The sequence below is a fragment of the Vibrio neptunius genome (assembly GCA_019339365.1).
Classification (GTDB): Bacteria; Pseudomonadota; Gammaproteobacteria; order Enterobacterales; family Vibrionaceae; genus Vibrio; species Vibrio neptunius.
In genome coordinates this window covers 721,022-740,903 of the sequence record CP079859.1, presented here as the reverse complement: position 1 = coordinate 740,903, position 19,882 = coordinate 721,022, and the positions used below count along the sequence as shown (strand labels likewise).

The window sequence follows — 19,882 nt, the reverse complement described above, 5'->3', positions numbered from 1 at the left end:
TCCTGTCCCGCCTAAACACATCAAAAGTAGAGAGACATCATGTCTGAAGTTAAATTTGAAACTGTAGAACAAAAAGCAAGCTACGGCATTGGTCTACAGATGGGTCAGCAACTGGCGGGATCTGGTCTAGAAGGCCTGAGCGTTGATGCAATCGCAGCGGGTATCGCAACAGCGCTAGTGGGCGACATGCCAGCTATTGAAATCGACGAAATCAACTCTGCACTTCAAGACCTACACCAACGCGCAGAATCTGCTCGTCAGGAATCAGCGAAAGCAGCGGCTGCTGACGGTGAAGCGTTCCTAAAAGACAACGCACTTCGCCCTGAAGTAACGGTTCTTGAGTCAGGCCTACAGTACGAAGTTATCACAGAAGGTACTGGTGAAATCCCGACATCAGATAAGCAAGTTCGTGTTCACTACCATGGTGAGCTGACTGACGGCACTGTATTCGACAGCTCAGTATCTCGCGGTCAACCAGCAGAGTTCCCGGTAACTGGCGTAATCAAAGGCTGGGTTGAAGCACTTCAACTAATGCCTGTTGGTTCTAAGTGGAAACTATACATTCCTCAAGACCTAGCATACGGTGAGCGTGGCGCAGGTGCAGCGATTCCTCCGTTCGCAGCACTAGTATTTGAAGTAGAACTACTAGACATCCTTTAATTTCTTAAGAAATTTAAGCATGTATAACGGCGACCATTGTGTCGCCGTTTTTTTATCAATGCGTATAGGTACTATTGAAGCAAGGAGAGATAATGTACAAGAAATTAGCAATAGCGACTTTAGCAAGCCTTGCTTTAATAGGATGCAAAAGTACTTCAAGCGATGGTCAAGCAAGTGCGACATAAAGCAATTATGGCAAAATCGCCAAGGCGCAAGCAGCGGCTTGTTGGGTAGCTTAGGTACAATCTGGCAGTAAGAGCTGGAGAAATCTCGCTGGGTAGACACTTTTAGTCAATCCTTTGTTTTTGGCTAATGGTCATCCCCGAGAACGAGGAACAAGTGAGTTGGGGATCTCTTCAAGCAAGTAGATAATTTATTGAGATTCCCTACTCCTTCCTTCGTCAGTCTATGGAATGACGGGATATAGTGCCGGCCTATCCCAAAGGGCGAAGCCCGATCCCGTTTTCTACAAGCGAAGCGCTCCATAGGGCCTAGCCCGTTCTTTCACTATCTCTAAACGCAAAAAAGCCGAGCTAATGCTCGGCTTTTTCGTTCTTACGAACCTGATTACTCAGCAGCTTCTTCAGCAGCTGGGCGATCTACAAGCTCAATGTAAGCCATTGGAGCTTTATCACCAGCACGGAAACCAGCTTTTAGGATACGAGTGTAACCGCCCTGACGAGCAGCAAAACGTGGACCTAGTTCGTTAAATAGTTTTGCAACTACTTCGTTGTCACGAGTACGTGCAAATGCTAGACGACGGTTAGCAACGCTGTCAGTCTTAGCTAGTGTAATCAAAGGCTCAACTACGCGACGTAGCTCTTTAGCTTTTGGCAAAGTAGTCTTGATAACTTCATGACGTACTAGAGAGCTAGCCATGTTGCTGAACATCGCTTTGCGATGTGAGCTATTGCGGTTGAGTTGACGACCACTCTTACGATGGCGCATGACCTAATCCTTCTAACTAGTATCGATTAATCTTCAGCGATAGACGCTGGTGGCCAGTTTTCTAGGCGCATACCCAGAGACAGACCACGTGATGCAAGTACGTCTTTAATCTCAGTAAGAGATTTTTTACCAAGGTTAGGCGTTTTAAGTAGCTCAACCTCAGTGCGCTGTACAAGATCACCGATGTAGTGAATCGCTTCTGCTTTCAAACAGTTAGCAGAGCGAACTGTTAGTTCAAGATCGTCTACAGGACGCAGTAGGATCGGATCGAATTCTGGCTTCTCTTCCTTCTCCTCAGGTACACGTACATCACGTAGATCTACGAACGCATCCAATTGCTCAGCTAGGATAGTAGCTGCGCGACGGATAGCTTCCTCAGGGTCTAGAGTACCGTTCGTTTCCATGTCGATAACAAGCTTGTCTAAGTCTGTACGCTGCTCTACACGAGCTGCTTCTACAGAATAAGCAATCTTATCTACTGGGCTGTACGTAGCGTCAACCAGTAGGCGACCAATAGGACGCTCATCTTCTTCAGTATGGATACGAGCTGAAGCTGGAACGTAACCACGACCACGTTCAACTTTGATACGCATAGCGATCTCAGCGTTGTCATCTGTTAGGTGACAAATAACGTGTTCTGGGTTAGCGATCTCTACATCACCATCATGGGTGATGTCACCTGCAACCACAGGGCCTGAGCCTGATTTGTTAAGCGTAATAAACACTTCATCTTTGCCTTCGGCAACGCGTACAGCCAAACCTTTAAGGTTTAGAAGAATTTCAAGAATATCTTCCTGAACACCTTCTTTTGTACTGTATTCGTGTAGAACGCCCTCAATCTCCACTTCTGTTACTGCACAACCTGGCATAGAAGATAGAAGAATGCGGCGAAGTGCATTACCTAGAGTGTGACCAAAGCCACGCTCCAATGGCTCAAGAGTTACTTTTGCGTGTGTCGTGCTAACTTGTTCGATGTCAACAAGACGTGGCTTAAGAAATTCTGTTACAGAACCCTGCATTGTGTCCTCTCTTTAGTTTAAACCTTACTTAGAGTAAAGTTCGACGATCAGTTGTTCGTTGATGTCAGCAGATAGATCTGAACGCTCAGGCATACGCTTGAACGTACCTTCCATCTTACCACCATCTACTTCAATCCAAGTTGGTTTTTCGCGTTGTTCAGCAACTTCTAGAGCTGCTTTAATGCGAGATTGCTGTTTAGCTTTCTCACGGATAGAAACAACGTCGTTAGCCGCAACTTTGAAAGAAGGAACGTTTACAACTTTACCGTTAACTAGGATAGCTTTGTGGCTAACTAGCTGACGTGCTTCTGCGCGAGTTGCACCAAAGCCCATACGGTAAACTACGTTATCAAGACGACCTTCAAGAAGCTGAAGTAGGTTTTCACCAGTGTTGCCTTTAAGGCGAGCAGCATCTTTGTAGTAGTTACGGAATTGTTTTTCTAGAACGCCGTACATACGACGAACTTTTTGCTTCTCACGAAGCTGAACGCCATACTCAGATAGACGACCGCGACGAGCGCCGTGTACACCTGGTGCGTTATCAATTTTACACTTGGTATCGATCGCGCGAACACCAGACTTAAGGAATAAGTCAGTGCCTTCACGACGGCTAAGCTTCAGCTTAGGACCCAAATATCTTGCCATGATCTTTCTCCAGTAATCTAAAAAACGTTATACGCGACGTTTCTTAGGTGGACGACAACCGTTATGAGGGATTGGTGTAGCATCAACGATGTTTGTGATGCGGAAACCAGCAGCGTTCAGTGCACGAACAGTAGATTCGCGACCTGGACCAGGACCCTTAACCATAACTTCCAAGTTCTTTAGACCGTATTCTTTAGCCATTTCAGCACAACGCTCAGCAGCAACCTGTGCAGCGAACGGAGTAGACTTACGAGAACCACGGAAACCTGAACCACCTGCAGTAGCCCAAGCTAGAGCGTTACCCTGACGGTCAGTGATGGTTACGATTGTGTTATTGAAAGAAGCATGGATGTGCGCAACGCCATCTGCAACTTGCTTGCGTACGCGCTTACGAGCGCGAGTTGGTTGTTTAGCCATTGTACTCTACCTTCCCGATTATTTCTTGATCGGCTTACGCGGACCCTTACGGGTGCGAGCGTTGGTTTTAGTACGCTGTCCACGTAGTGGTAGACTGCGACGATGACGAAGACCACGGTAACAGCCAAGGTCCATAAGACGCTTGATGTTCATTGATACTTCACGACGTAGATCACCTTCTACAGTGTACTTAGCTACACCATCACGCAGTTGATCGATCTGCTCTTCAGTTAGTTCACTGATCTTAACATCTTCAGCAATACCCACTTCAGCTAGGATAGCTTGAGAGCGAGTTTTACCGATACCGTAGATCGCTGTTAGAGCGATTACGGCATGTTTCTGATCAGGAATGTTAATGCCTGCTATACGGGCCATTATTCACTCCTAAGTGTTTCTATAAAAAGAATTAGCCGCAGCAAAGCCCGTTATGGATACGCTGCGGAATACTACTTCTTTTGCACGCAAAAGGTAGGCCGAGGAATATACTCGACGCTACCTTATATTTCAAGTAAAAATTTCTGCTAATTAGCCTTGGCGCTGCTTGTGCTTTGGCTCACTGCAAATCACGCGAACAACACCGTTACGCTTGATAACTTTACAGTTACGGCAGATTTTTTTTAACGGAAGCACGAACTTTCATTGCTAAACTCCGTAAATGAAACCTAAATTAACGGCCGTAGCCCTTTAGGTTTGCCTTTTTCAACACAGAATCATACTGTTGAGACATCAGATGAGTCTGTACCTGTGCCATAAAGTCCATAATCACAACGACTACGATAAGTAGCGATGTACCGCCGAAGTAGAAACGTACGTTCCACGCGACCATCATGAACTCCGGAATCAGACAGATAAAGGTAATGTAAAGCGCACCAGCTAGGGTTAAACGCGTCATTACTTTATCGATATATTTCGCTGTCTGCTCACCTGGGCGGATGCCGGGTACGAATGCACCGGACTTCTTCAGGTTATCTGCTGTTTCACGCGGGTTGAATACCAACGCCGTGTAGAAGAAACAGAAGAAAATAATTGCTGCAGCATAAAGCATTACATACAGAGGTTGACCTGGGCTCAGAGCCAAAGACACGTCAGTTAACCAACCGAGCGTGCTGCTCTCACCATTTTGACCAAACCACTGCGCCAATGTTCCTGGGAACAAGATAATGCTTGACGCAAAGATTGCTGGAATGACACCTGCCATATTAATTTTAAGTGGCAAATGAGTGCTTTGCGCAGCAAATACTTTACGACCCTGTTGACGCTTCGCGTAGTTAACAACGATTCGACGTTGACCACGCTCCATGAAAACAACGAAGTAAATTACTGCAAAAGCAAGTACAACAATCAACAGCAGAAGAAGTACATGCAATTCACCTTGACGCGCTTGCTCGATTGTTTGACCGATTGCGGAAGGCAATCCAGCAACAATACCTGCAAAAATCAATAACGAAATACCGTTACCAATACCACGCTCTGTAATTTGTTCACCTAACCACATCAAGAACATGGTGCCGGTTACTAAACTTACGGTAGCAATTAGCGTAAACATGGTTTGGTTGATAACAACCAGATTGTCGACCATGTTTGGTAAGCCAGTTGCAATACCAATAGCCTGGAATGTTGCAAGTACAAGCGTGCCGTAGCGTGTATATTGGCTGATCTTACGACGGCCTGCTTCACCCTCTTTTTTGAGTTCAGCTAACGCTGGATGAACTACAGTTAGCAGTTGGACAACAATAGATGCCGAAATATACGGCATGATGCCCAACGCTAATATAGATGCACGCTCAAGAGCACCACCGGAGAACATGTTAAACATTTCAACGATGGTACCTTTTTGCTGTTCGAACAAATCGGCAAGTACAGCAGCGTCAATACCAGGAATCGGCACAAAAGAGCCTGCTCGGAATACTAAAAGTGCACCAATTACGAATAACAAGCGCGACTTTAGTTCACTTAAGCCGCTCTGAGCACTACGAAAATCTTGTCCTGGTTTCTTAGCCATCTGTACCTCGTTCCTCGAGATTATTCCTCGATTTTACCGCCTGCAGCTTCGATTGCAGCTTTAGCGCCTTTAGTCACACGTAGACCTTTAACAGTCACTGCTTTGTTAATTTCACCAGATAGAACAACTTTTACAAATTCGATGTTCTTAGTGATAACGTTAGCAGCTTTAAGGCTGTTTAGGTCAACGACGTCACCAGTAACTTTCGCTAGCTCAGCTAGACGAACTTCAGCAGACACTAGGCTCTTACGAGAAGTGAAGCCGAATTTTGGTAGACGTTGTTTCAGAGGCATTTGACCGCCTTCGAAACCTGGACGTACTGAACCGCCAGAACGTGACTTTTGACCTTTGTGGCCACGACCACCGGTTTTACCAAGGCCAGAACCGATACCACGACCTACGCGCTTCGCAGAAGGCTTAGAACCCGCAGCCGGTGATAGAGTATTCAAACGCATTCTGATTACTCCTCAACTTTAACCATGTAGAAAACCTTGTTGATCATGCCGCGTACACACGGAGTATCTTCAAGTTCTACAGTATGGTTGATTTTACGAAGGCCTAAACCCTTTAAACACGCTTTGTGCTTAGGTAGGCGACCGATTGAGCTTTTAGTCTGAGTAACTTTAATAGTTGCCATGGTGTTCTTACTCCGAAATAGATTCAACAGTTAGACCACGTTTAGCAGCAACCATTTCTGGCGACTTCATGCTACCTAGCGCATCGATCGTAGCACGAACGATGTTGATAGGGTTCGTAGAACCGTATGCTTTAGATAGTACGTTGTGTACACCTGCTACTTCTAGTACTGCACGCATCGCACCACCTGCGATTACACCCGTACCTTCTGCAGCTGGCTGCATGTAAACTTTAGAGCCCGAATGACGACCTTTCACCGGGTGGTGAAGAGTGCCTTCGTTTAAAGCGATCGTCGTCATATTGCGACGCGCTTTTTCCATTGCTTTTTGGATCGCTGCAGGTACTTCACGTGCTTTGCCGTAACCGAAACCTACACGACCGTTACCGTCACCAACTACAGTTAGTGCAGTAAAGCTCATGATTCGACCACCTTTAACCGTTTTTGAAACACGGTTAACTGCGATTAGCTTTTCTTGCAAATCATTCGCTTGAACTTGTTGTTCTTTAGCCATCTTCCAACCCTACCTTAGAATTTCAGACCAGCTTCGCGAGCAGATTCTGCTAGCGCCGCCACTCGACCGTGGTATTGGAAACCAGAACGATCAAATGCAACTGAATCAACGCCTTTTTCAAGAGCGCGCTCAGCAACAGCTTTACCTACTGCTTTAGCTGCATCGATGTTACCAGTGTTCTTAATTTGCTCACGGATCGCTTTTTCTACAGTAGAAGCTGCTGCGATAACCTCAGAGCCGTTTGATGCGATAACCTGAGCGTACACGTGACGAGGAGTACGGTGTACTACTAGGCGAGTTGCACCCAGTTCTGCAATCTTACGACGTGCGCGTGTAGCACGACGGATGCGAGATGCTTTCTTATCCATAGTGTTACCTTACTTCTTCTTAGCTTCTTTAGTACGCACATTTTCATCTGCGTAACGAACACCTTTACCTTTATAAGGCTCAGGCTCACGGTAAGAACGAATGTCAGCCGCAACCTGACCAACAAGTTGTTTGTCACAACCAGTGATCACGATTTCAGTTTGGCTTGGACACTCAGCTTTAATACCCGCTGGCAATTCATGCTCAACTGGGTGAGAGAAGCCAAGAGTTAGGCCTACAGCGTTGCCTTTGATAGCAGCACGGTAACCTACACCCTTAAGAGTTAGCTTCTTAGTAAAGCCTTCAGTAACGCCAACAACCATGTTGTTAACTAGAGCGCGAGCAGTACCTGCTTGTGCCCATGCGTTAGCAACACCTTCGCGTGGACCGAAAGTAAGATTGTTTTCTTCCTGAGCAACAACTACCGCATCGTTAAGAACGCGAGATAGTTCGCCTTTAGCACCTTTTACAGTGATTTCTTGGCCGTTTAGTTTCACCTCTACGCCAGCTGGAATAGCGACAGGTGCTTTAGCAACACGAGACATAGTCTACTCCTATTAAGCTACGTAGCAGATGATTTCACCACCAAGACCTGCTTTACGTGCAGCGCGGTCTGACATAAGACCCTTGGAAGTTGAAACGATAGCAACACCAAGACCACCCATTACAGAAGGAAGTTCATCTTTCTTCTTGTAAACACGTAGACCTGGACGAGAAACACGTTTAAGTTGCTCGATTACCGGTTTAGCTTGGAAGTACTTAAGTGTAACTTCTAGCTCAGGTTTAGCTTCGCCTTCTACAGCGAAATCAGTGATGTAACCTTCAGCTTTTAGTAGTGCAGCAATTGCAACTTTAAGCTTTGAAGAAGGCATTTTAACAGCAACTTTGTTTGCTGCCTGACCGTTACGAACGCGGGTCAGCATATCCGAAATCGGATCTTGCATGCTCATATGATTTACTCCAAATGATTAAGTGGCAATTACCAGCTAGCCTTACGAAGTCCAGGAATCTCGCCTTTCATGCAAGCTTCACGAACTTTGATACGGCTTAGACCGAACTTACGTAGGTAACCGTGTGGACGACCAGTTTGGTTACAACGGTTGCGCTGACGAGATGCACTTGAATCACGTGGAAGAGATTGCAATTTAAGAACTGCGTTCCAACGATCTTCTTCAGATGCGTTTACATCGCTGATGATAGCTTTAAGCGCAGCACGCTTTTCAGCGAACTTAGCTACTAGCTTCGCACGTTTTGCTTCACGTGCTTTCATTGAATTTTTAGCCATAACAGTAACCCTTCACCTTACTTACGGAATGGGAAGTTAAAGGCAGCCAGCAGAGCACGGCCTTCCTCATCAGTACCAGCAGACGTCGTAATAGTGATGTCTAGACCGCGTACTCGATCAACTTTATCAAAGTCGATTTCCGGGAAGATGATTTGCTCGCGAACGCCCATGCTGTAGTTACCGCGTCCGTCAAAAGACTTAGCGCTAACACCACGGAAGTCACGTACACGTGGAAGAGCGATGTTAATTAAACGCTCAAGAAAATCCCACATACGTTCGCCACGCAAGGTTACTTTACAACCGATAGGGTAGCCTTCGCGGATTTTGAAACCTGCAACAGATTTACGCGCTTTAGTGATAAGTGGCTTTTGACCAGAGATCGTTGCCATATCAGCAGCTGCGTTTTCTAGCAGTTTCTTATCGTTGATTGCTTCACCAACACCCATGTTTAGGGTGATTTTCTCGATTCTAGGGACTTGCATGACGCTTGTGTAGCTGAACTCTTTGGTCAGTTCAGCGACTACAGACGACTTGTAGTAATCATGCAGTTTCGCCATAGTAGAACTCCAAATTACTTCTATTAGTTAGAAACGATTTCGTTGTTAGATTTAAAGAAACGAACTTTCTTACCATCTTCAAAACGGAAACCGATACGGTCAGCTTTACCAGTAGCTGAGTTAAAGATTGCAACGTTAGAAGCATCAATAGCTGCTTCTTGCTCAACGATGCCACCTTGTTGACCTAGAGCCGGAACCGGCTTTTGGTGCTTCTTAACAAGGTTGATACCTTCAACAATAACTTTACCAGTTGCTAGAACCTTAGTTACTTTACCTTTCTTGCCTTTGTCTTTACCAGCAAGAACGATTACTTCGTCGTTACGACGGATTTTAGCTGCCATTTCTACGTGCTCCTTACAGAACTTCTGGAGCCAGTGAAACGATCTTCATGAACTTATCGCCACGAAGTTCACGTGTCACAGGGCCAAAGATACGTGTACCGATTGGTTGCTCAGTGTTGTCGTTCAACAATACGCAAGCATTACGGTCGAAGCGAATGACAGAACCGTCTGGACGACGTACGCCTTTACGGGTGCGCACTACTACCGCCTTCAGAACGTCACCTTTTTTAACTTTACCGCGAGGAATTGCTTCCTTAACAGTAACTTTGATGACGTCACCGATATGTGCATAACGGCGGTGTGAGCCACCCAGGACCTTAATACACATTACCTTGCGCGCGCCAGAGTTATCAGCTGCGTCAAGTGTACTTTGCATTTGGATCATTGTTAGTGCTCCGCTAAATATTAATAACTAGACCCATCACGGGTCGGGCTGCCTCTTTAAAAGGGACGCGAATTGTACCACCCTTTTCTGTGATTGGGTAGTCAAAAAATAAACGGCCCCAAAATAATTTTGGAGCCGTTTTTTTGTTTATAGAATAGTGAAGATTAGATCTTCGCCTTTTCTACAACTTTTACCAAAGTCCAAGACTTAGTCTTAGACAGTGGACGACATTCACGAATCTCAACAGTATCGCCTAGGCCACACTCGTTGTTCTCGTCATGTGCGTGAACTTTAGTCGTGCGCTTTACGAACTTGCCGTAAATTGGGTGTTTAACCATGCGCTCGATAGCAACAGTGATAGACTTGTCAGCCTTGTTGCTAACTACACGACCAAATGAAGTACGAATTTTGTCGCTCATTATGCGCCTGCCTTCTCAGTCAATACGGTTTTCACACGTGCGATATCACGACGTACAGCTTTCAGAGTATGAGTTTGCTGTAGCTGACCAGTTGCAGCTTGCATGCGCAAGTTGAACTGTTCGCGTAGCAAATTCAGTAGCTCAGAGTTAAGCTCTTCAACGCTTTTTCGCGTAGATCTTGTGCTTTCATCACATCACCTGCTTAGTTACAAACGTAGTTTTGAATGGCAGTTTACGCGCCGCTAGACGGAACGCTTCACGAGCCAATTCTTCAGGTACACCACCCATTTCGTACATAACCTTACCAGGTTGGATTTGGGCTACCCAGTACTCAACGTTACCTTTACCCTTACCCTGACGAACTTCAAGTGGTTTTTCTGTGATAGGTTTGTCTGGGAACACACGGATCCAGATTTTACCTTGACGCTTAACGTGACGTGTCATTGCACGACGTGCCGCTTCGATTTGACGAGCAGTTAGACGGCCACGGCCAGTTGCTTTAAGACCGAATTCGCCGAAGCTTACATCAGTACCTTTAGCTAGACCACGGTTACGACCTGTCTGAACCTTACGGAACTTAGTACGTTTAGGTTGTAGCATCTGTCGACTCCTTACTTACGGCCTTTGCGCTGCTTCTTAGGCTTGTCGCCTTTAGGCTCTACAGCGTTAGCTGCTGGCATACCGCCTAGGATCTCACCTTTGAAGATCCAAACTTTAATGCCGATCACACCGTATTGAGTGTGAGCCGAAGAAGTTGCGTAATCAATGTCAGCACGTAGAGTGTGTAGAGGCACACGACCTTCACGGTACCACTCTGAACGTGCAATTTCAGCGCCGCCTAGACGACCGCTTACTTCTACTTTGATGCCTTTAGCACCTAGACGCATAGCGTTTTGTACCGCGCGCTTCATAGCACGACGGAACATAACACGACGCTCTAGCTGAGACGCGATGCTGTCACCAACAAGTTGCGCATCTAGTTCAGGTTTACGTACTTCAGCGATGTTAATTTGCGCTGGTACACCTGCAATTTTAGCTACTGCTGTGCGTAGCTTCTCAACGTCTTCACCTTTCTTACCGATTACAACGCCTGGACGAGCAGTGTGAATTGTCACACGGATGCTCTTAGCAGGACGCTCGATAACGATGCGTGATAGAGACGCTTTTTTCAGTTCACTTGTAAGGAACTGACGTACCTTGAAGTCGCCGTCTAGGTTGTCAGCGAAATCTTTGGTGTTAGCAAACCATGTAGCATTCCAAGGCTTAACGATGCCAAGACGAATACCATTTGGATGTACTTTCTGACCCATTGCTTACTCTCCTAGTCTCTTAGCGATCTGCTACAACAACAGTGATGTGGCTTGAACGCTTCAAGATACGATCCGCACGACCTTTAGCACGAGGCATAATACGCTTCATGATAGGGCCTTCATCTACGAAGATCTTTGCGACACTTAGATCGTCAATATCTGCACCTTCGTTGTGCTCCGCGTTCGCGATAGCTGACTCAAGAACTTTCTTAACTAGATCAGCCGCTTTTTTGTTGCTGAAAGTTAGGATTTCTAGAGCTTGGTCAACTGATTTACCACGGATTTGATCCGCAACTAAGCGAGCTTTCTGAGGCGAAATGCGAGCAAAGTTATGTTTAGCTAGTGCTTCCATCATCTACTCCTTAACGCTTCTTAGCTTTCTTATCCACGACGTGGCCGCGGTAAGTACGAGTTGGTGCAAATTCACCCAGTTTGTGACCGATCATTTCTTCGGTAACGAAAACTGGTACGTGCTGACGACCATTATGGACAGCGATGGTCAAACCGATCATCGTAGGGATGATCATTGAACGACGGGACCAAGTCTTAATAGGCTTTTTGTCTCCGCTTTCCACCGCTTTCTCTACCTTCTTCAGCAAGTGTAGGTCAATAAATGGACCTTTCTTGAGAGAACGTGGCATGGCGATTCCTCTTTATATAGATTACTTGTTACGACGACGTACGATGTACTTGTCAGTGCGTTTGTTCTTACGAGTCTTGAAGCCTTTAGTTGGCTGACCCCATGGTGAAACTGGGTGACGACCACCAGAAGTACGGCCTTCACCACCACCGTGTGGGTGGTCTACTGGGTTCATCACAACACCACGAACGGTTGGACGAACACCACGCCAGCGGCTAGCACCAGCTTTACCAAGTTCACGTAGCATGTGCTCAGAGTTACCAACTTCACCGATTGTTGCACGGCCTTCAGAAAGTACTTTGCGCATTTCGCCAGAACGTAGACGGATAGTTACGTATGCACCGTCGCGAGCAACGATTTGAGCATATGCACCAGCCGAACGAGCTAGCTGACCACCTTTACCAGGCTTAAGTTCAACGTTGTGTACAGTTGAACCTACTGGGATGTTACGCATTGGAAGTGCGTTACCAGCTTTGATTGGCGCGTCAGCACCAGACTGGATAGCATCACCAGCTTGAACACCTTTAGGTGCTAGGATGTAACGACGCTCACCGTCTGCGTACAGAACTAGAGCGATGTTAGCGCTACGGTTTGGATCGTATTCTAGACGCTCAACTTTCGCTGGGATACCGTCTTTAGTACGTTTAAAATCAATTACACGGTAGTGGTGCTTGTGACCACCGCCGATGTGACGTACTGTAATACGACCGTTGTTGTTACGACCACCGTTCTTAGAGTTTTTCTCTAGAAGAGGTGCGTATGGCTTGCCCTTGTGTAGGTCAGCGTTAACAACTTTAACAACGTGACGACGACCAGGGGAAGTCGGCTTACATTTAACAATAGCCATTTCTCAACTACTCCTGTTATTCCGCGCCGCCAACAAAGTCAAGATCTTGACCTTCTTTCAAAGTAACGTACGCTTTCTTAACGTCGCTGCGGCGACCTTGGCGTAGACCTTGACGTTTGGTCTTACCCTTATTAATAAGAGTATTTACAGACTTAACTTCAACTTCAAATAGCTTTTCTACAGCTGCTTTGATCTCTTTTTTAGTAGCATCTTTAGCTACTTTGAAAACGATAGTGTTCGCTTTCTCAGCTGCCATAGTTGCTTTTTCAGAGATGTGCGGAGCACGTAGAACTTTTAGGATACGCTCTTCAGTGATCATGCTAGCATCTCCTCAACTTGCTTAACTGCGTCAGCAGTAATTACAACCTTGTCGAACGCGATTAGCGATACTGGGTCGATACCAGCAACGTCACGTGCGTCAACTTTGTATAGGTTACGAGCAGCTAGGAATAGATTCTCATCTACTTCGCTAGTCACGATAAGCGCGTCAGTTAGCTCAAGCTCTTTAAGCTTAGCTACAAGCTCTTTAGTCTTTGGTGCTTCTACTGAGAAGTTATCAACAACGATTAAACGCTCTTGACGAACAAGCTCAGAAAGAATGCTCTTCATAGCACCACGGTACATTTTTTTGTTTACTTTTTGGCTGTGATCTTGTGGTTTCGCAGCAAAAGTAACACCACCTGTACGCCAGATTGGGCTACGGATTGTACCAGCACGCGCACGGCCAGTACCTTTTTGACGCCATGGCTTAGCGCCACCGCCAGAAACTTCTGAACGTGTTTTTTGAGCACGAGTACCTTGACGAGCACCTGCTGCGTACGCAACAACTACTTGGTGTACAAGAGCTTCGTTAAACTCACGTCCGAAAGTAGTTTCGGAAACAGTTAGTGCATCGGCACCTTTAACCATTAGTTCCATTACTTACTCCTGAGACGTTATGCTTTAACAGCTGGTTTAACGATCACGTTACCGCCAGTTGCGCCTGGGACTGCACCTTTAATAAGAAGCAGGTTGCGCTCAGCGTCAACACGTACGATCTCTAGGTTTTGAGTCGTTACACGCTCAGCACCCATGTGACCTGCCATTTTCTTGCCTTTAAATACGCGACCTGGAGTCTGACATTGACCGATAGAACCAGGAGCACGGTGAGACAATGAGTTACCGTGAGTCATATCTTGAGTAGAGAAGTTCCAACGCTTAACAGCGCCTTGGAAGCCTTTACCTTTAGATGTACCAGTAACGTCTACTTTCTTAGTTTCGTTGAACAGTTCAACTGTTAGTTCAGCACCAACTTCAAACTCTTCACCGTTTTCCAAACGGAATTCCCAAAGACCGCGACCAGCTTCAACACCTGCTTTCGCAAAGTGGCCAGCTTCTGGCTTAGAAACACGGTTAGCTTTCTTAGCACCAGTAGTTACCTGGATTGCTGCGTAGCCGTCAGTCTCAAGTGTACGAACTTGAGAAACACGGTTAGCTTCAACCTCAACAACTGTTACTGGGATAGAAACGCCTTCTTCAGTAAATACGCGGGTCATGCCCACTTTACGACCGATTAGACCAATCATTCTTCTAATCTCCCTTAACCTAGGCTAATTTGTACGTCAACGCCCGCAGCAAGGTCTAGACGCATCAGAGCATCAACAGTTTTGTCTGTTGGCTCAACGATGTCGATTAGACGTTTGTGAGTACGGATTTCGTACTGATCACGAGCATCTTTGTTAACGTGTGGAGAGATAAGAACTGTGAAACGCTCTTTACGAGTAGGCAGTGGGATTGGACCACGAACCTGTGCGCCAGTGCGCTTAGCTGTTTCAACGATTTCCGCTGTAGAAGCATCGATTAGTTTGTAATCGAAAGCTTTTAGGCGGATACGGATACGTTGGTTCTGCATGAGACAGAGCTCCAATATTAAAAATTACACAAACAATATCGCCACTCACACTCGCAAAAGCGAGAGAATGCCGATTGATTTATGTGAAACCGTAACTTCCAAGATTAGGAAGTATTGTCAGTTAATTTTCGATTAACTACCCCTACATACCAGAATCACGTCTGGGGATAGTTATTCCGAAGAATAAGTAGCTAATTGTATTAACCGCGAACATAAGCTGAGTCTACATTACCTGAAATATCATAGAGATAAATCAGCTCCTCTTCGCTCATTGGTTCACAACTGGCTTAACCAGTGCGCTGCATTATACAGATCACAGTTTGACATGCAAGCGCTGTGTGAAAAATAAACGCATAAGAGGAAATGAGGAGTTGGAATTGGGATACCGGATGCGGGATGCGGGATGCGGGATGCGGGAACGGACTTCGTCCTATGGAGAAGCTGTAAATGGTATTCGATTTCCTGCAAATCCAAAACGGTCATCCTCAAGAGTGAGGGACGAGCGAATTGGGGATCTCGTAACTCAAGTAGATGTCTTTAAGAGATTCCCTACTCCCTCCTTCTTCGGTCTATGGAATGACATACCTGGAGTCATCGATTCCATTTAGCGATGTAACAACATAAAAGAGCGGGCTGAAACAACAGCCCGCTCTTTATATGTATTCCAACTTTTTACGCTAAGCGCTGACGTACCGCTTCAAACAAACAAATGCCTGAGGCAACAGAGACATTTAGACTTGAGACACTCCCTGCCATAGGGATCTTGATTAGGTCATCACAAGTTTCACGTGTCAGGCGACGCATACCATCGCCTTCTGCGCCCATGACGATCGCAAGAGGCCCAGTTAATTTAGCTTGGTAGAGGTCATGAGTTGCTTCGCCAGCCGTGCCAACAAACCAGATCCCCTGTTCCTGCAATGCGCGCATTGTGCGTGCTAAGTTGGTTACGCGAACCAAAGGTACTGTTTCTGCTGCGCCACATGCGACTTTGCTGACCGTAGCCGTAATATTCGCTGACTTATCCTTAGGAACAATCACCGCCGCCACTCCCGCAGCATCAGCATTGCGTAGACACGCGCCTAGGTTATGCGGATCAGTGACTCCATCCAATACTAGCAATAACGGTGTGGAATGTTGGGCAAGAATGTCATCGAGATCATTTTCATTCAGCGGCTTAGCTGGCTTCACCTTAGCCATAATGCCTTGGTGATTAGCACCACGTGCTTTGTCATCCAGAGTTTTACGTGTCATTTGTTGAATCGACACACCACATATCTGGAGTTCATTCAAGATTGGCATTAAGCGGTCATCTTGACGACCTTTTAATACGAAGGCTTCAACAAAGCGCTCTGGCTCTTTTGCCAGTACCGCTTTTACTGCGTGAATGCCGTAAATAAATTCATTACTCATTAATTTATCCGATTACTGTTTTTTACCACGCGCTTTCTTTGCTTTGTGACGTGGCTTTTTCTTACGCGCTTTTTCTGAAGGTTTCTTCGAGGTTTTACTGCCTTTGCCTTCTTCCTGACTGCCATCCGGGCGTTTTGTTGGTTCAACCATAGGCTTCGCTTTATCTGCGGAACGACGACCATTCGCTGCCGCATTTTTTTTGGCCTTAGCTTTTTTCTGTGCCTCGGCTGCACGTTTTTTGGCTGTTTTTCCTTTGCCGCGTAGCTTACGACTAGTTTCGACTAATTCAAAGTCAATTTGTCGATCATCTAGATTTACAGACAGCACTTTCACTTTCACTGCATCACCAAGGCGATAGATAGCGCCGAAAGTTTCACCAATTAGTCGCTGTCCAATCGGATCAAACTGGTAGTAGTCGTTTGCCAAAGCAGAAATATGCACTAGTCCGTCAATATGCAATTCAGTTAGACGGACAAAGAAACCAAAGCCAGTCACATTAGCAATCACACCTTCCAGCTCTTCACCAACGTGATCTTGCATGTACTCACATTTGAGCCAGTCAGAGACTTCACGAGTCGCGTCATCGGCACGACGCTCAGTCATCGAACATTGCTCACCATAGAAGTCCATGTCATCAAATGAATAGTGGCAACCACCTGTCGGTGTCCAGCGATCTTTCAATGTGCCATTCTCTTTGGCAATTAGATATTTGATCGCGCGATGCAATAGCAAGTCTGGGTAGCGACGAATAGGCGAGGTAAAGTGCGCGTAGCGTTTTAGTGCCAAGCCAAAGTGGCCGCAGTTATCTGCGTTATAGACCGCCTGCTTCATCGAACGTAATAACATGGTTTGAATCAGTTCTTTGTCTTGACGCTCGCCAATTTGCTTAACTAAGTCAGCGTAATCGGTTGGCGATGGTTCTAAACCACCATTTAAGTGCAGACCTAGCTCACCTAAGAAGTCTCGGAAACCTTGCAGACGTAGCTCACCCGGAGATTCGTGAATTCGGTAGAGTGCCGGTTCCTTTGCTTTTTCGACCAAAGAAGCAGAAGCGATATTGGCTAAGATCATACACTCTTCAATAATCTTATGCGCATCGTTGCGAATCACAGGTTCAATACTGTCAATCTTACGCTCCGCATTGAAGATGAACTTGGTTTCCACCGTTTCAAATTCAATCGCACCACGATTGTCACGAGCATGCTTAAGCACTTTGTACATCTTATGGAGCTCTTCTAAGTGAGGAACGAGTGGTTCGTATCTTTGGCGCAGCTCCTCATCTCCTTCAAGGATATGGTGTACCTTGTTGTAAGTCAGGCGAGCATGGGAGTTCATCACCGCTTCGTAGTGCTTATAGCCAGATAACTTACCCGTCTCAGAGATGGTCATCTCACACACCATACATAGGCGATCAACTTGCGGGTTGAGAGAACATAAGCCGTTAGACAATACCTCCGGAAGCATTGGAACGACTTGCGATGGGAAGTAAACCGAGTTACCGCGGTTAATCGCTTCTTTATCCAGTGCACTGTCTGGACGAACGTAATAGCTGACATCGGCAATAGCGACCCAAAGCCTCCAACCACCGCTTTTCTTTTTCTCACAGAAAACAGCATCGTCAAAGTCGCGAGCATCTTCGCCATCGATAGTCACGAGTGGCAGTTCGCGTAGGTCTACCCTACCGACTTTTGCCTCTTCCGGTACGTCTTCACCAAGCCCTTCTATTTGCTTATCGACCGCTTCAGGCCACTCATGCGGAATTTGGTGAGTACGGATAGCAATTTGTGTCTCCATCCCCGGGGCCATATTTTCACCCAGAACTTCAATCACTTTGCCCATCATGCCACGAGAGCGAGAGCCACGATCGGTAATTTCAATCACCACGACGTTACCCATACGCGCTCCTGCACGTAAGTCATTCGGGATCAGGATGTCTTGGCTAATACGCGAATCATCGGGCACAACATAGGAATAGCCGTACTCCATAAAGAATCGACCCACAATTTGCGTCTGACGCTCTTCAAGCACGCGAACCAAACGACCTTCTTTTCTTCCTCGCTTGGAGTTCTGTGTTGGCTGGACTAACACATAGTCGCCATGCAAAACACTTTTCATCTGGTGATGAGGCAATACCACATCGTTATCTTTGCCCACACTCCCTTCAGGCCGCACCCAGCCATGACCATCTTTGTGTCCGATAACGTAACCTTTCACCATTTCGAGTTTTTCTGGCAAGGCGTAGCATTGACGGCGGGTAAACACCAGTTGACCATCACGTTCCATCGCTCTTAATCTACGGCGTAAGCCTTCATATTGCTCTTCACCTTCTAAATGAAGCGCTTCAAAAAGATCGTTGCGATTTAAAGGAACGCCAGCCTGCTCAAGAAATTCAAGAATGAACTCCCGACTGGGAATTGGGTTTTCGTAGTTCTCTGACTCACGAGCGGCAAAAGGATCGTTTGTGGTGTTTTCTGACATAGGCGCGCCTAATTAAACAAGGAAGGTAATTAAAGCTAGTATATCTGACTCACTTACTAAGCTACAGGAGAGTTAGATTAAAAAGCCAAATTCTCACTCTATTTTCATCACTGGCTATGATTGGTCACAATCTTAGTGGCTTACGCTAGAGACCAGCTGCAGCTTTACGGGGGAAGCGAACGAACACAAAGGCAAGGTTTCTTGCCAAACACGGGCGAGGAATGCAACCAAGTAGTGGAAATATAAAGCAACAACGCCCAGCTTATGCTGAGCGTTTTGGTGTAACCTGAGTGCAGTCGGGTTATTGGATTACCAGAAAGTATCGCGTTTTTTTTGCTCTGGCGATAATATTCTGTGGCATTCGACGCTCTAGGCCTTGGCGCAGAATTGAAATGCGTTTGTGCGTACGCTGGTCCGCCGTCACCGAATTGTACAGCCAGCGATACGCATCTTCATAATCTAACGGGCTGCCGTAATCACGCAGCAGCAGTTCCGCCAAATGGATGCGTGCATTAAGATTGCCCATCGCAGCCGCTTCACGTAAGTAAGGGATTGCTCGTTCTTTGTCCTGCTGAACCAAGGTGCCGCGCGAGTAATAACGCCCGAGCTGCTCCAATGCCGCAGGTAAACCCTGATGCGCCGCATTTTCCATATAGTACAAGCCAAGTTCCACATCCTGCTCGACACAGACTCCCCACGCCAGCATGTCTCCATACAAAAACTCGTAGGATGGTAGGCTGATCCGGGTCGCTCGAGCGACGATATCTTCAACTAATTGGCAATTGTCTGACTTAACTTGTTCTAAATGTTTGTTTTCGTTGATCAGTTTTATCAGTTCAGCTTCGGTATATATGGGAATAGGCTCACCGATCTCAGTAAGCTCATTGGCATTAGCCACAGAAACCCCAAACAAAAATACCATCGAAGCAGCTAACTTTCTTAGCTTCATTGTCTGCACTCTTTGACTTCGATAATGTCTACACCTATCCGCTCACAAGACAGGTCATACAAGCTGGTTGTTAGCAACCTGTATCTTTAGGATTAACCGCAAAACGGCAATCTTGATACCTGTATCGGCAACGGCTGCTAACTCTTTAATCAAAATTGCCGACGA

The 19,882-nt window shown here is 46.3% G+C and carries 30 protein-coding genes and 2 pseudogenes; 1 reads left to right on the top strand and 31 read right to left on the bottom strand.

Annotation, left to right across the window (positions count from 1 at the left end; genetic code table 11):
- Positions 1-39 precede the first annotated feature (39 nt).
- Positions 40-660 (top strand): FKBP-type peptidyl-prolyl cis-trans isomerase, encoded by a 621-nt coding sequence (locus KW548_03605; GenBank protein ID QXX07166.1) that lies wholly within the window; start codon positions 40-42, stop codon positions 658-660.
- A gap of 567 nt (positions 661-1,227) precedes the next feature.
- Here the strand turns inward: KW548_03605 and rplQ are convergent.
- The 31 genes and pseudogenes from rplQ to KW548_03450 all read right to left on the bottom strand — a co-directional run bounded on the left by rplQ (position 1,228) and on the right by KW548_03450 (position 19,717).
- Positions 1,228-1,608, bottom strand: a complete 381-nt coding sequence (gene rplQ / locus KW548_03600) for a 50S ribosomal protein L17 (GenBank protein ID QXX07165.1) — start codon at positions 1,606-1,608, stop codon at positions 1,228-1,230.
- Between the two features lie 26 nt (positions 1,609-1,634).
- Positions 1,635-2,627, bottom strand: coding sequence for a DNA-directed RNA polymerase subunit alpha (rpoA, locus tag KW548_03595; protein ID QXX07164.1), 993 nt, complete (start codon positions 2,625-2,627; stop codon positions 1,635-1,637).
- Positions 2,628-2,651: 24 nt separating this feature from the next.
- Positions 2,652-3,272: a 30S ribosomal protein S4 gene (rpsD, locus tag KW548_03590; GenBank protein QXX07163.1), complete on the bottom strand. Its 621-nt coding sequence runs from the start codon at positions 3,270-3,272 to the stop codon at positions 2,652-2,654.
- 27 nt (positions 3,273-3,299) lie between these two features.
- Entirely contained in the window at positions 3,300-3,689 is a 390-nt protein-coding gene (gene rpsK / locus KW548_03585; protein ID QXX07162.1) for a 30S ribosomal protein S11, read from the bottom strand.
- Between the two features lie 18 nt (positions 3,690-3,707).
- Positions 3,708-4,064, bottom strand: coding sequence for a 30S ribosomal protein S13 (rpsM, locus tag KW548_03580; protein QXX07161.1), 357 nt, complete (start codon positions 4,062-4,064; stop codon positions 3,708-3,710).
- 150 nt (positions 4,065-4,214) lie between these two features.
- A pseudogene (rpmJ, locus tag KW548_03575) lies at positions 4,215-4,329 on the bottom strand (50S ribosomal protein L36).
- Positions 4,330-4,356: 27 nt separating this feature from the next.
- A complete protein-coding gene (secY, locus tag KW548_03570; protein QXX07160.1) occupies positions 4,357-5,691 on the bottom strand; it encodes a preprotein translocase subunit SecY in 1,335 nt (444 codons plus the stop codon).
- 20 nt (positions 5,692-5,711) lie between these two features.
- Positions 5,712-6,146, bottom strand: a complete 435-nt coding sequence (gene rplO, locus KW548_03565) for a 50S ribosomal protein L15 (GenBank protein ID QXX07159.1) — start codon at positions 6,144-6,146, stop codon at positions 5,712-5,714.
- 5 nt (positions 6,147-6,151) lie between these two features.
- Entirely contained in the window at positions 6,152-6,328 is a 177-nt protein-coding gene (gene rpmD, locus KW548_03560; GenBank protein ID QXX07158.1) for a 50S ribosomal protein L30, read from the bottom strand.
- Between the two features lie 7 nt (positions 6,329-6,335).
- On the bottom strand, positions 6,336-6,839 hold the full coding sequence (gene rpsE, locus KW548_03555; protein QXX07157.1) for a 30S ribosomal protein S5: 504 nt from the start codon (positions 6,837-6,839) through the stop codon (positions 6,336-6,338).
- 14 nt (positions 6,840-6,853) lie between these two features.
- Positions 6,854-7,207, bottom strand: a complete 354-nt coding sequence (gene rplR / locus KW548_03550) for a 50S ribosomal protein L18 (GenBank protein QXX07156.1) — start codon at positions 7,205-7,207, stop codon at positions 6,854-6,856.
- A 9-nt stretch (positions 7,208-7,216) separates the two neighbouring features.
- Complete coding sequence (gene rplF / locus KW548_03545) at positions 7,217-7,750, bottom strand: 50S ribosomal protein L6 (protein ID QXX07155.1); 534 nt, start codon at positions 7,748-7,750, stop codon at positions 7,217-7,219.
- 12 nt (positions 7,751-7,762) lie between these two features.
- On the bottom strand, positions 7,763-8,155 hold the full coding sequence (rpsH, locus tag KW548_03540; GenBank protein QXX07154.1) for a 30S ribosomal protein S8: 393 nt from the start codon (positions 8,153-8,155) through the stop codon (positions 7,763-7,765).
- A 29-nt stretch (positions 8,156-8,184) separates the two neighbouring features.
- Positions 8,185-8,490, bottom strand: a complete 306-nt coding sequence (gene rpsN / locus KW548_03535) for a 30S ribosomal protein S14 (GenBank protein ID QXX07153.1) — start codon at positions 8,488-8,490, stop codon at positions 8,185-8,187.
- Between the two features lie 17 nt (positions 8,491-8,507).
- A complete protein-coding gene (rplE, locus tag KW548_03530; protein QXX07152.1) occupies positions 8,508-9,047 on the bottom strand; it encodes a 50S ribosomal protein L5 in 540 nt (179 codons plus the stop codon).
- A 23-nt stretch (positions 9,048-9,070) separates the two neighbouring features.
- Positions 9,071-9,388, bottom strand: a complete 318-nt coding sequence (gene rplX / locus KW548_03525; protein QXX07151.1) for a 50S ribosomal protein L24 — start codon at positions 9,386-9,388, stop codon at positions 9,071-9,073.
- Between the two features lie 13 nt (positions 9,389-9,401).
- Positions 9,402-9,773 carry a 50S ribosomal protein L14 gene (rplN, locus tag KW548_03520; GenBank protein QXX07150.1) on the bottom strand — a complete coding sequence of 124 codons (372 nt, stop codon included), beginning with the start codon at positions 9,771-9,773 and terminating at the stop codon, positions 9,402-9,404.
- 164 nt (positions 9,774-9,937) lie between these two features.
- The gene (gene rpsQ, locus KW548_03515) at positions 9,938-10,192 is read right to left on the bottom strand and encodes a 30S ribosomal protein S17 (GenBank protein ID QXX07149.1); all 255 of its coding nucleotides are present in this window, start codon (positions 10,190-10,192) and stop codon (positions 9,938-9,940) included.
- Positions 10,192-10,382 (bottom strand): annotated as a pseudogene (rpmC, locus tag KW548_03510) (50S ribosomal protein L29). The gene rpsQ and the pseudogene rpmC overlap by 1 nt, the downstream one beginning before the upstream one ends.
- Positions 10,382-10,792 (bottom strand): 50S ribosomal protein L16, encoded by a 411-nt coding sequence (gene rplP / locus KW548_03505; GenBank protein QXX07148.1) that lies wholly within the window; start codon positions 10,790-10,792, stop codon positions 10,382-10,384. The pseudogene rpmC and the gene rplP overlap by 1 nt, the downstream one beginning before the upstream one ends.
- An 11-nt stretch (positions 10,793-10,803) precedes the next feature.
- Positions 10,804-11,502 carry a 30S ribosomal protein S3 gene (rpsC, locus tag KW548_03500; protein QXX07147.1) on the bottom strand — a complete coding sequence of 233 codons (699 nt, stop codon included), beginning with the start codon at positions 11,500-11,502 and terminating at the stop codon, positions 10,804-10,806.
- A gap of 19 nt (positions 11,503-11,521) precedes the next feature.
- Entirely contained in the window at positions 11,522-11,854 is a 333-nt protein-coding gene (rplV, locus tag KW548_03495) for a 50S ribosomal protein L22 (GenBank protein ID QXX07966.1), read from the bottom strand.
- Between the two features lie 10 nt (positions 11,855-11,864).
- Positions 11,865-12,143, bottom strand: coding sequence for a 30S ribosomal protein S19 (rpsS, locus tag KW548_03490; protein QXX07146.1), 279 nt, complete (start codon positions 12,141-12,143; stop codon positions 11,865-11,867).
- 21 nt (positions 12,144-12,164) lie between these two features.
- On the bottom strand, positions 12,165-12,989 hold the full coding sequence (rplB, locus tag KW548_03485; protein ID QXX07145.1) for a 50S ribosomal protein L2: 825 nt from the start codon (positions 12,987-12,989) through the stop codon (positions 12,165-12,167).
- A gap of 16 nt (positions 12,990-13,005) precedes the next feature.
- Complete coding sequence (gene rplW, locus KW548_03480) at positions 13,006-13,308, bottom strand: 50S ribosomal protein L23 (GenBank protein QXX07144.1); 303 nt, start codon at positions 13,306-13,308, stop codon at positions 13,006-13,008.
- On the bottom strand, positions 13,305-13,907 hold the full coding sequence (gene rplD / locus KW548_03475) for a 50S ribosomal protein L4 (protein ID QXX07143.1): 603 nt from the start codon (positions 13,905-13,907) through the stop codon (positions 13,305-13,307). Before rplD ends, rplW begins: the two co-directional genes overlap by 4 nt.
- Positions 13,908-13,924: 17 nt before the next feature.
- Complete coding sequence (gene rplC, locus KW548_03470) at positions 13,925-14,554, bottom strand: 50S ribosomal protein L3 (GenBank protein ID QXX07142.1); 630 nt, start codon at positions 14,552-14,554, stop codon at positions 13,925-13,927.
- Between the two features lie 14 nt (positions 14,555-14,568).
- The gene (gene rpsJ / locus KW548_03465) at positions 14,569-14,880 is read right to left on the bottom strand and encodes a 30S ribosomal protein S10 (protein QXX07141.1); all 312 of its coding nucleotides are present in this window, start codon (positions 14,878-14,880) and stop codon (positions 14,569-14,571) included.
- A 672-nt stretch (positions 14,881-15,552) separates the two neighbouring features.
- A complete protein-coding gene (rlmB, locus tag KW548_03460) occupies positions 15,553-16,290 on the bottom strand; it encodes a 23S rRNA (guanosine(2251)-2'-O)-methyltransferase RlmB (protein ID QXX07140.1) in 738 nt (245 codons plus the stop codon).
- A 12-nt stretch (positions 16,291-16,302) separates the two neighbouring features.
- Positions 16,303-18,768, bottom strand: coding sequence for a ribonuclease R (gene rnr / locus KW548_03455; protein QXX07139.1), 2,466 nt, complete (start codon positions 18,766-18,768; stop codon positions 16,303-16,305).
- Between the two features lie 301 nt (positions 18,769-19,069).
- Entirely contained in the window at positions 19,070-19,717 is a 648-nt protein-coding gene (locus tag KW548_03450; protein ID QXX07138.1) for a sel1 repeat family protein, read from the bottom strand.
- Positions 19,718-19,882: the final 165 nt, after the last annotated feature.

What these genes read in the sequence shown, in the direction of transcription:
- rpsK (QXX07162.1), bottom strand. Translation starts at nt 3,689, where the DNA reads ATGGCTAAACAACCAACTCGCGCTCGTAAGCGCGTACGCAAGCAAGTT.
- rpsN (QXX07153.1), bottom strand. Translation starts at nt 8,490, where the DNA reads ATGGCTAAAAATTCAATGAAAGCACGTGAAGCAAAACGTGCGAAGCTA.
- secY (QXX07160.1), bottom strand. Translation starts at nt 5,691, where the DNA reads ATGGCTAAGAAACCAGGACAAGATTTTCGTAGTGCTCAGAGCGGCTTA.
- rplF (QXX07155.1), bottom strand. Translation starts at nt 7,750, where the DNA reads ATGTCTCGTGTTGCTAAAGCACCTGTCGCTATTCCAGCTGGCGTAGAG.
- rpmD (QXX07158.1), bottom strand. Translation starts at nt 6,328, where the DNA reads ATGGCAACTATTAAAGTTACTCAGACTAAAAGCTCAATCGGTCGCCTA.
- rpsS (QXX07146.1), bottom strand. Translation starts at nt 12,143, where the DNA reads ATGCCACGTTCTCTCAAGAAAGGTCCATTTATTGACCTACACTTGCTG.
- rplP (QXX07148.1), bottom strand. Translation starts at nt 10,792, where the DNA reads ATGCTACAACCTAAACGTACTAAGTTCCGTAAGGTTCAGACAGGTCGT.
- rpsE (QXX07157.1), bottom strand. Translation starts at nt 6,839, where the DNA reads ATGGCTAAAGAACAACAAGTTCAAGCGAATGATTTGCAAGAAAAGCTA.
- KW548_03605 (QXX07166.1), top strand. Translation starts at nt 40, where the DNA reads ATGTCTGAAGTTAAATTTGAAACTGTAGAACAAAAAGCAAGCTACGGC.
- rplW (QXX07144.1), bottom strand. Translation starts at nt 13,308, where the DNA reads ATGATCACTGAAGAGCGTATCCTAAAAGTTCTACGTGCTCCGCACATC.
- rpsJ (QXX07141.1), bottom strand. Translation starts at nt 14,880, where the DNA reads ATGCAGAACCAACGTATCCGTATCCGCCTAAAAGCTTTCGATTACAAA.
- rpoA (QXX07164.1), bottom strand. Translation starts at nt 2,627, where the DNA reads ATGCAGGGTTCTGTAACAGAATTTCTTAAGCCACGTCTTGTTGACATC.
- rplQ (QXX07165.1), bottom strand. Translation starts at nt 1,608, where the DNA reads ATGCGCCATCGTAAGAGTGGTCGTCAACTCAACCGCAATAGCTCACAT.
- rnr (QXX07139.1), bottom strand. Translation starts at nt 18,768, where the DNA reads ATGTCAGAAAACACCACAAACGATCCTTTTGCCGCTCGTGAGTCAGAG.
- rplN (QXX07150.1), bottom strand. Translation starts at nt 9,773, where the DNA reads ATGATCCAAATGCAAAGTACACTTGACGCAGCTGATAACTCTGGCGCG.
- rplO (QXX07159.1), bottom strand. Translation starts at nt 6,146, where the DNA reads ATGCGTTTGAATACTCTATCACCGGCTGCGGGTTCTAAGCCTTCTGCG.
- rpsH (QXX07154.1), bottom strand. Translation starts at nt 8,155, where the DNA reads ATGAGCATGCAAGATCCGATTTCGGATATGCTGACCCGCGTTCGTAAC.
- rpsM (QXX07161.1), bottom strand. Translation starts at nt 4,064, where the DNA reads ATGGCCCGTATAGCAGGCATTAACATTCCTGATCAGAAACATGCCGTA.
- rplB (QXX07145.1), bottom strand. Translation starts at nt 12,989, where the DNA reads ATGGCTATTGTTAAATGTAAGCCGACTTCCCCTGGTCGTCGTCACGTT.
- rplC (QXX07142.1), bottom strand. Translation starts at nt 14,554, where the DNA reads ATGATTGGTCTAATCGGTCGTAAAGTGGGCATGACCCGCGTATTTACT.
- rplV (QXX07966.1), bottom strand. Translation starts at nt 11,854, where the DNA reads ATGGAAGCACTAGCTAAACATAACTTTGCTCGCATTTCGCCTCAGAAA.
- rpsD (QXX07163.1), bottom strand. Translation starts at nt 3,272, where the DNA reads ATGGCAAGATATTTGGGTCCTAAGCTGAAGCTTAGCCGTCGTGAAGGC.
- rlmB (QXX07140.1), bottom strand. Translation starts at nt 16,290, where the DNA reads ATGAGTAATGAATTTATTTACGGCATTCACGCAGTAAAAGCGGTACTG.
- rplR (QXX07156.1), bottom strand. Translation starts at nt 7,207, where the DNA reads ATGGATAAGAAAGCATCTCGCATCCGTCGTGCTACACGCGCACGTCGT.
- rplE (QXX07152.1), bottom strand. Translation starts at nt 9,047, where the DNA reads ATGGCGAAACTGCATGATTACTACAAGTCGTCTGTAGTCGCTGAACTG.
- rpsQ (QXX07149.1), bottom strand. Translation starts at nt 10,192, where the DNA reads ATGAGCGACAAAATTCGTACTTCATTTGGTCGTGTAGTTAGCAACAAG.
- rplX (QXX07151.1), bottom strand. Translation starts at nt 9,388, where the DNA reads ATGGCAGCTAAAATCCGTCGTAACGACGAAGTAATCGTTCTTGCTGGT.
- rpsC (QXX07147.1), bottom strand. Translation starts at nt 11,502, where the DNA reads ATGGGTCAGAAAGTACATCCAAATGGTATTCGTCTTGGCATCGTTAAG.
- KW548_03450 (QXX07138.1), bottom strand. Translation starts at nt 19,717, where the DNA reads ATGAAGCTAAGAAAGTTAGCTGCTTCGATGGTATTTTTGTTTGGGGTT.
- rplD (QXX07143.1), bottom strand. Translation starts at nt 13,907, where the DNA reads ATGGAACTAATGGTTAAAGGTGCCGATGCACTAACTGTTTCCGAAACT.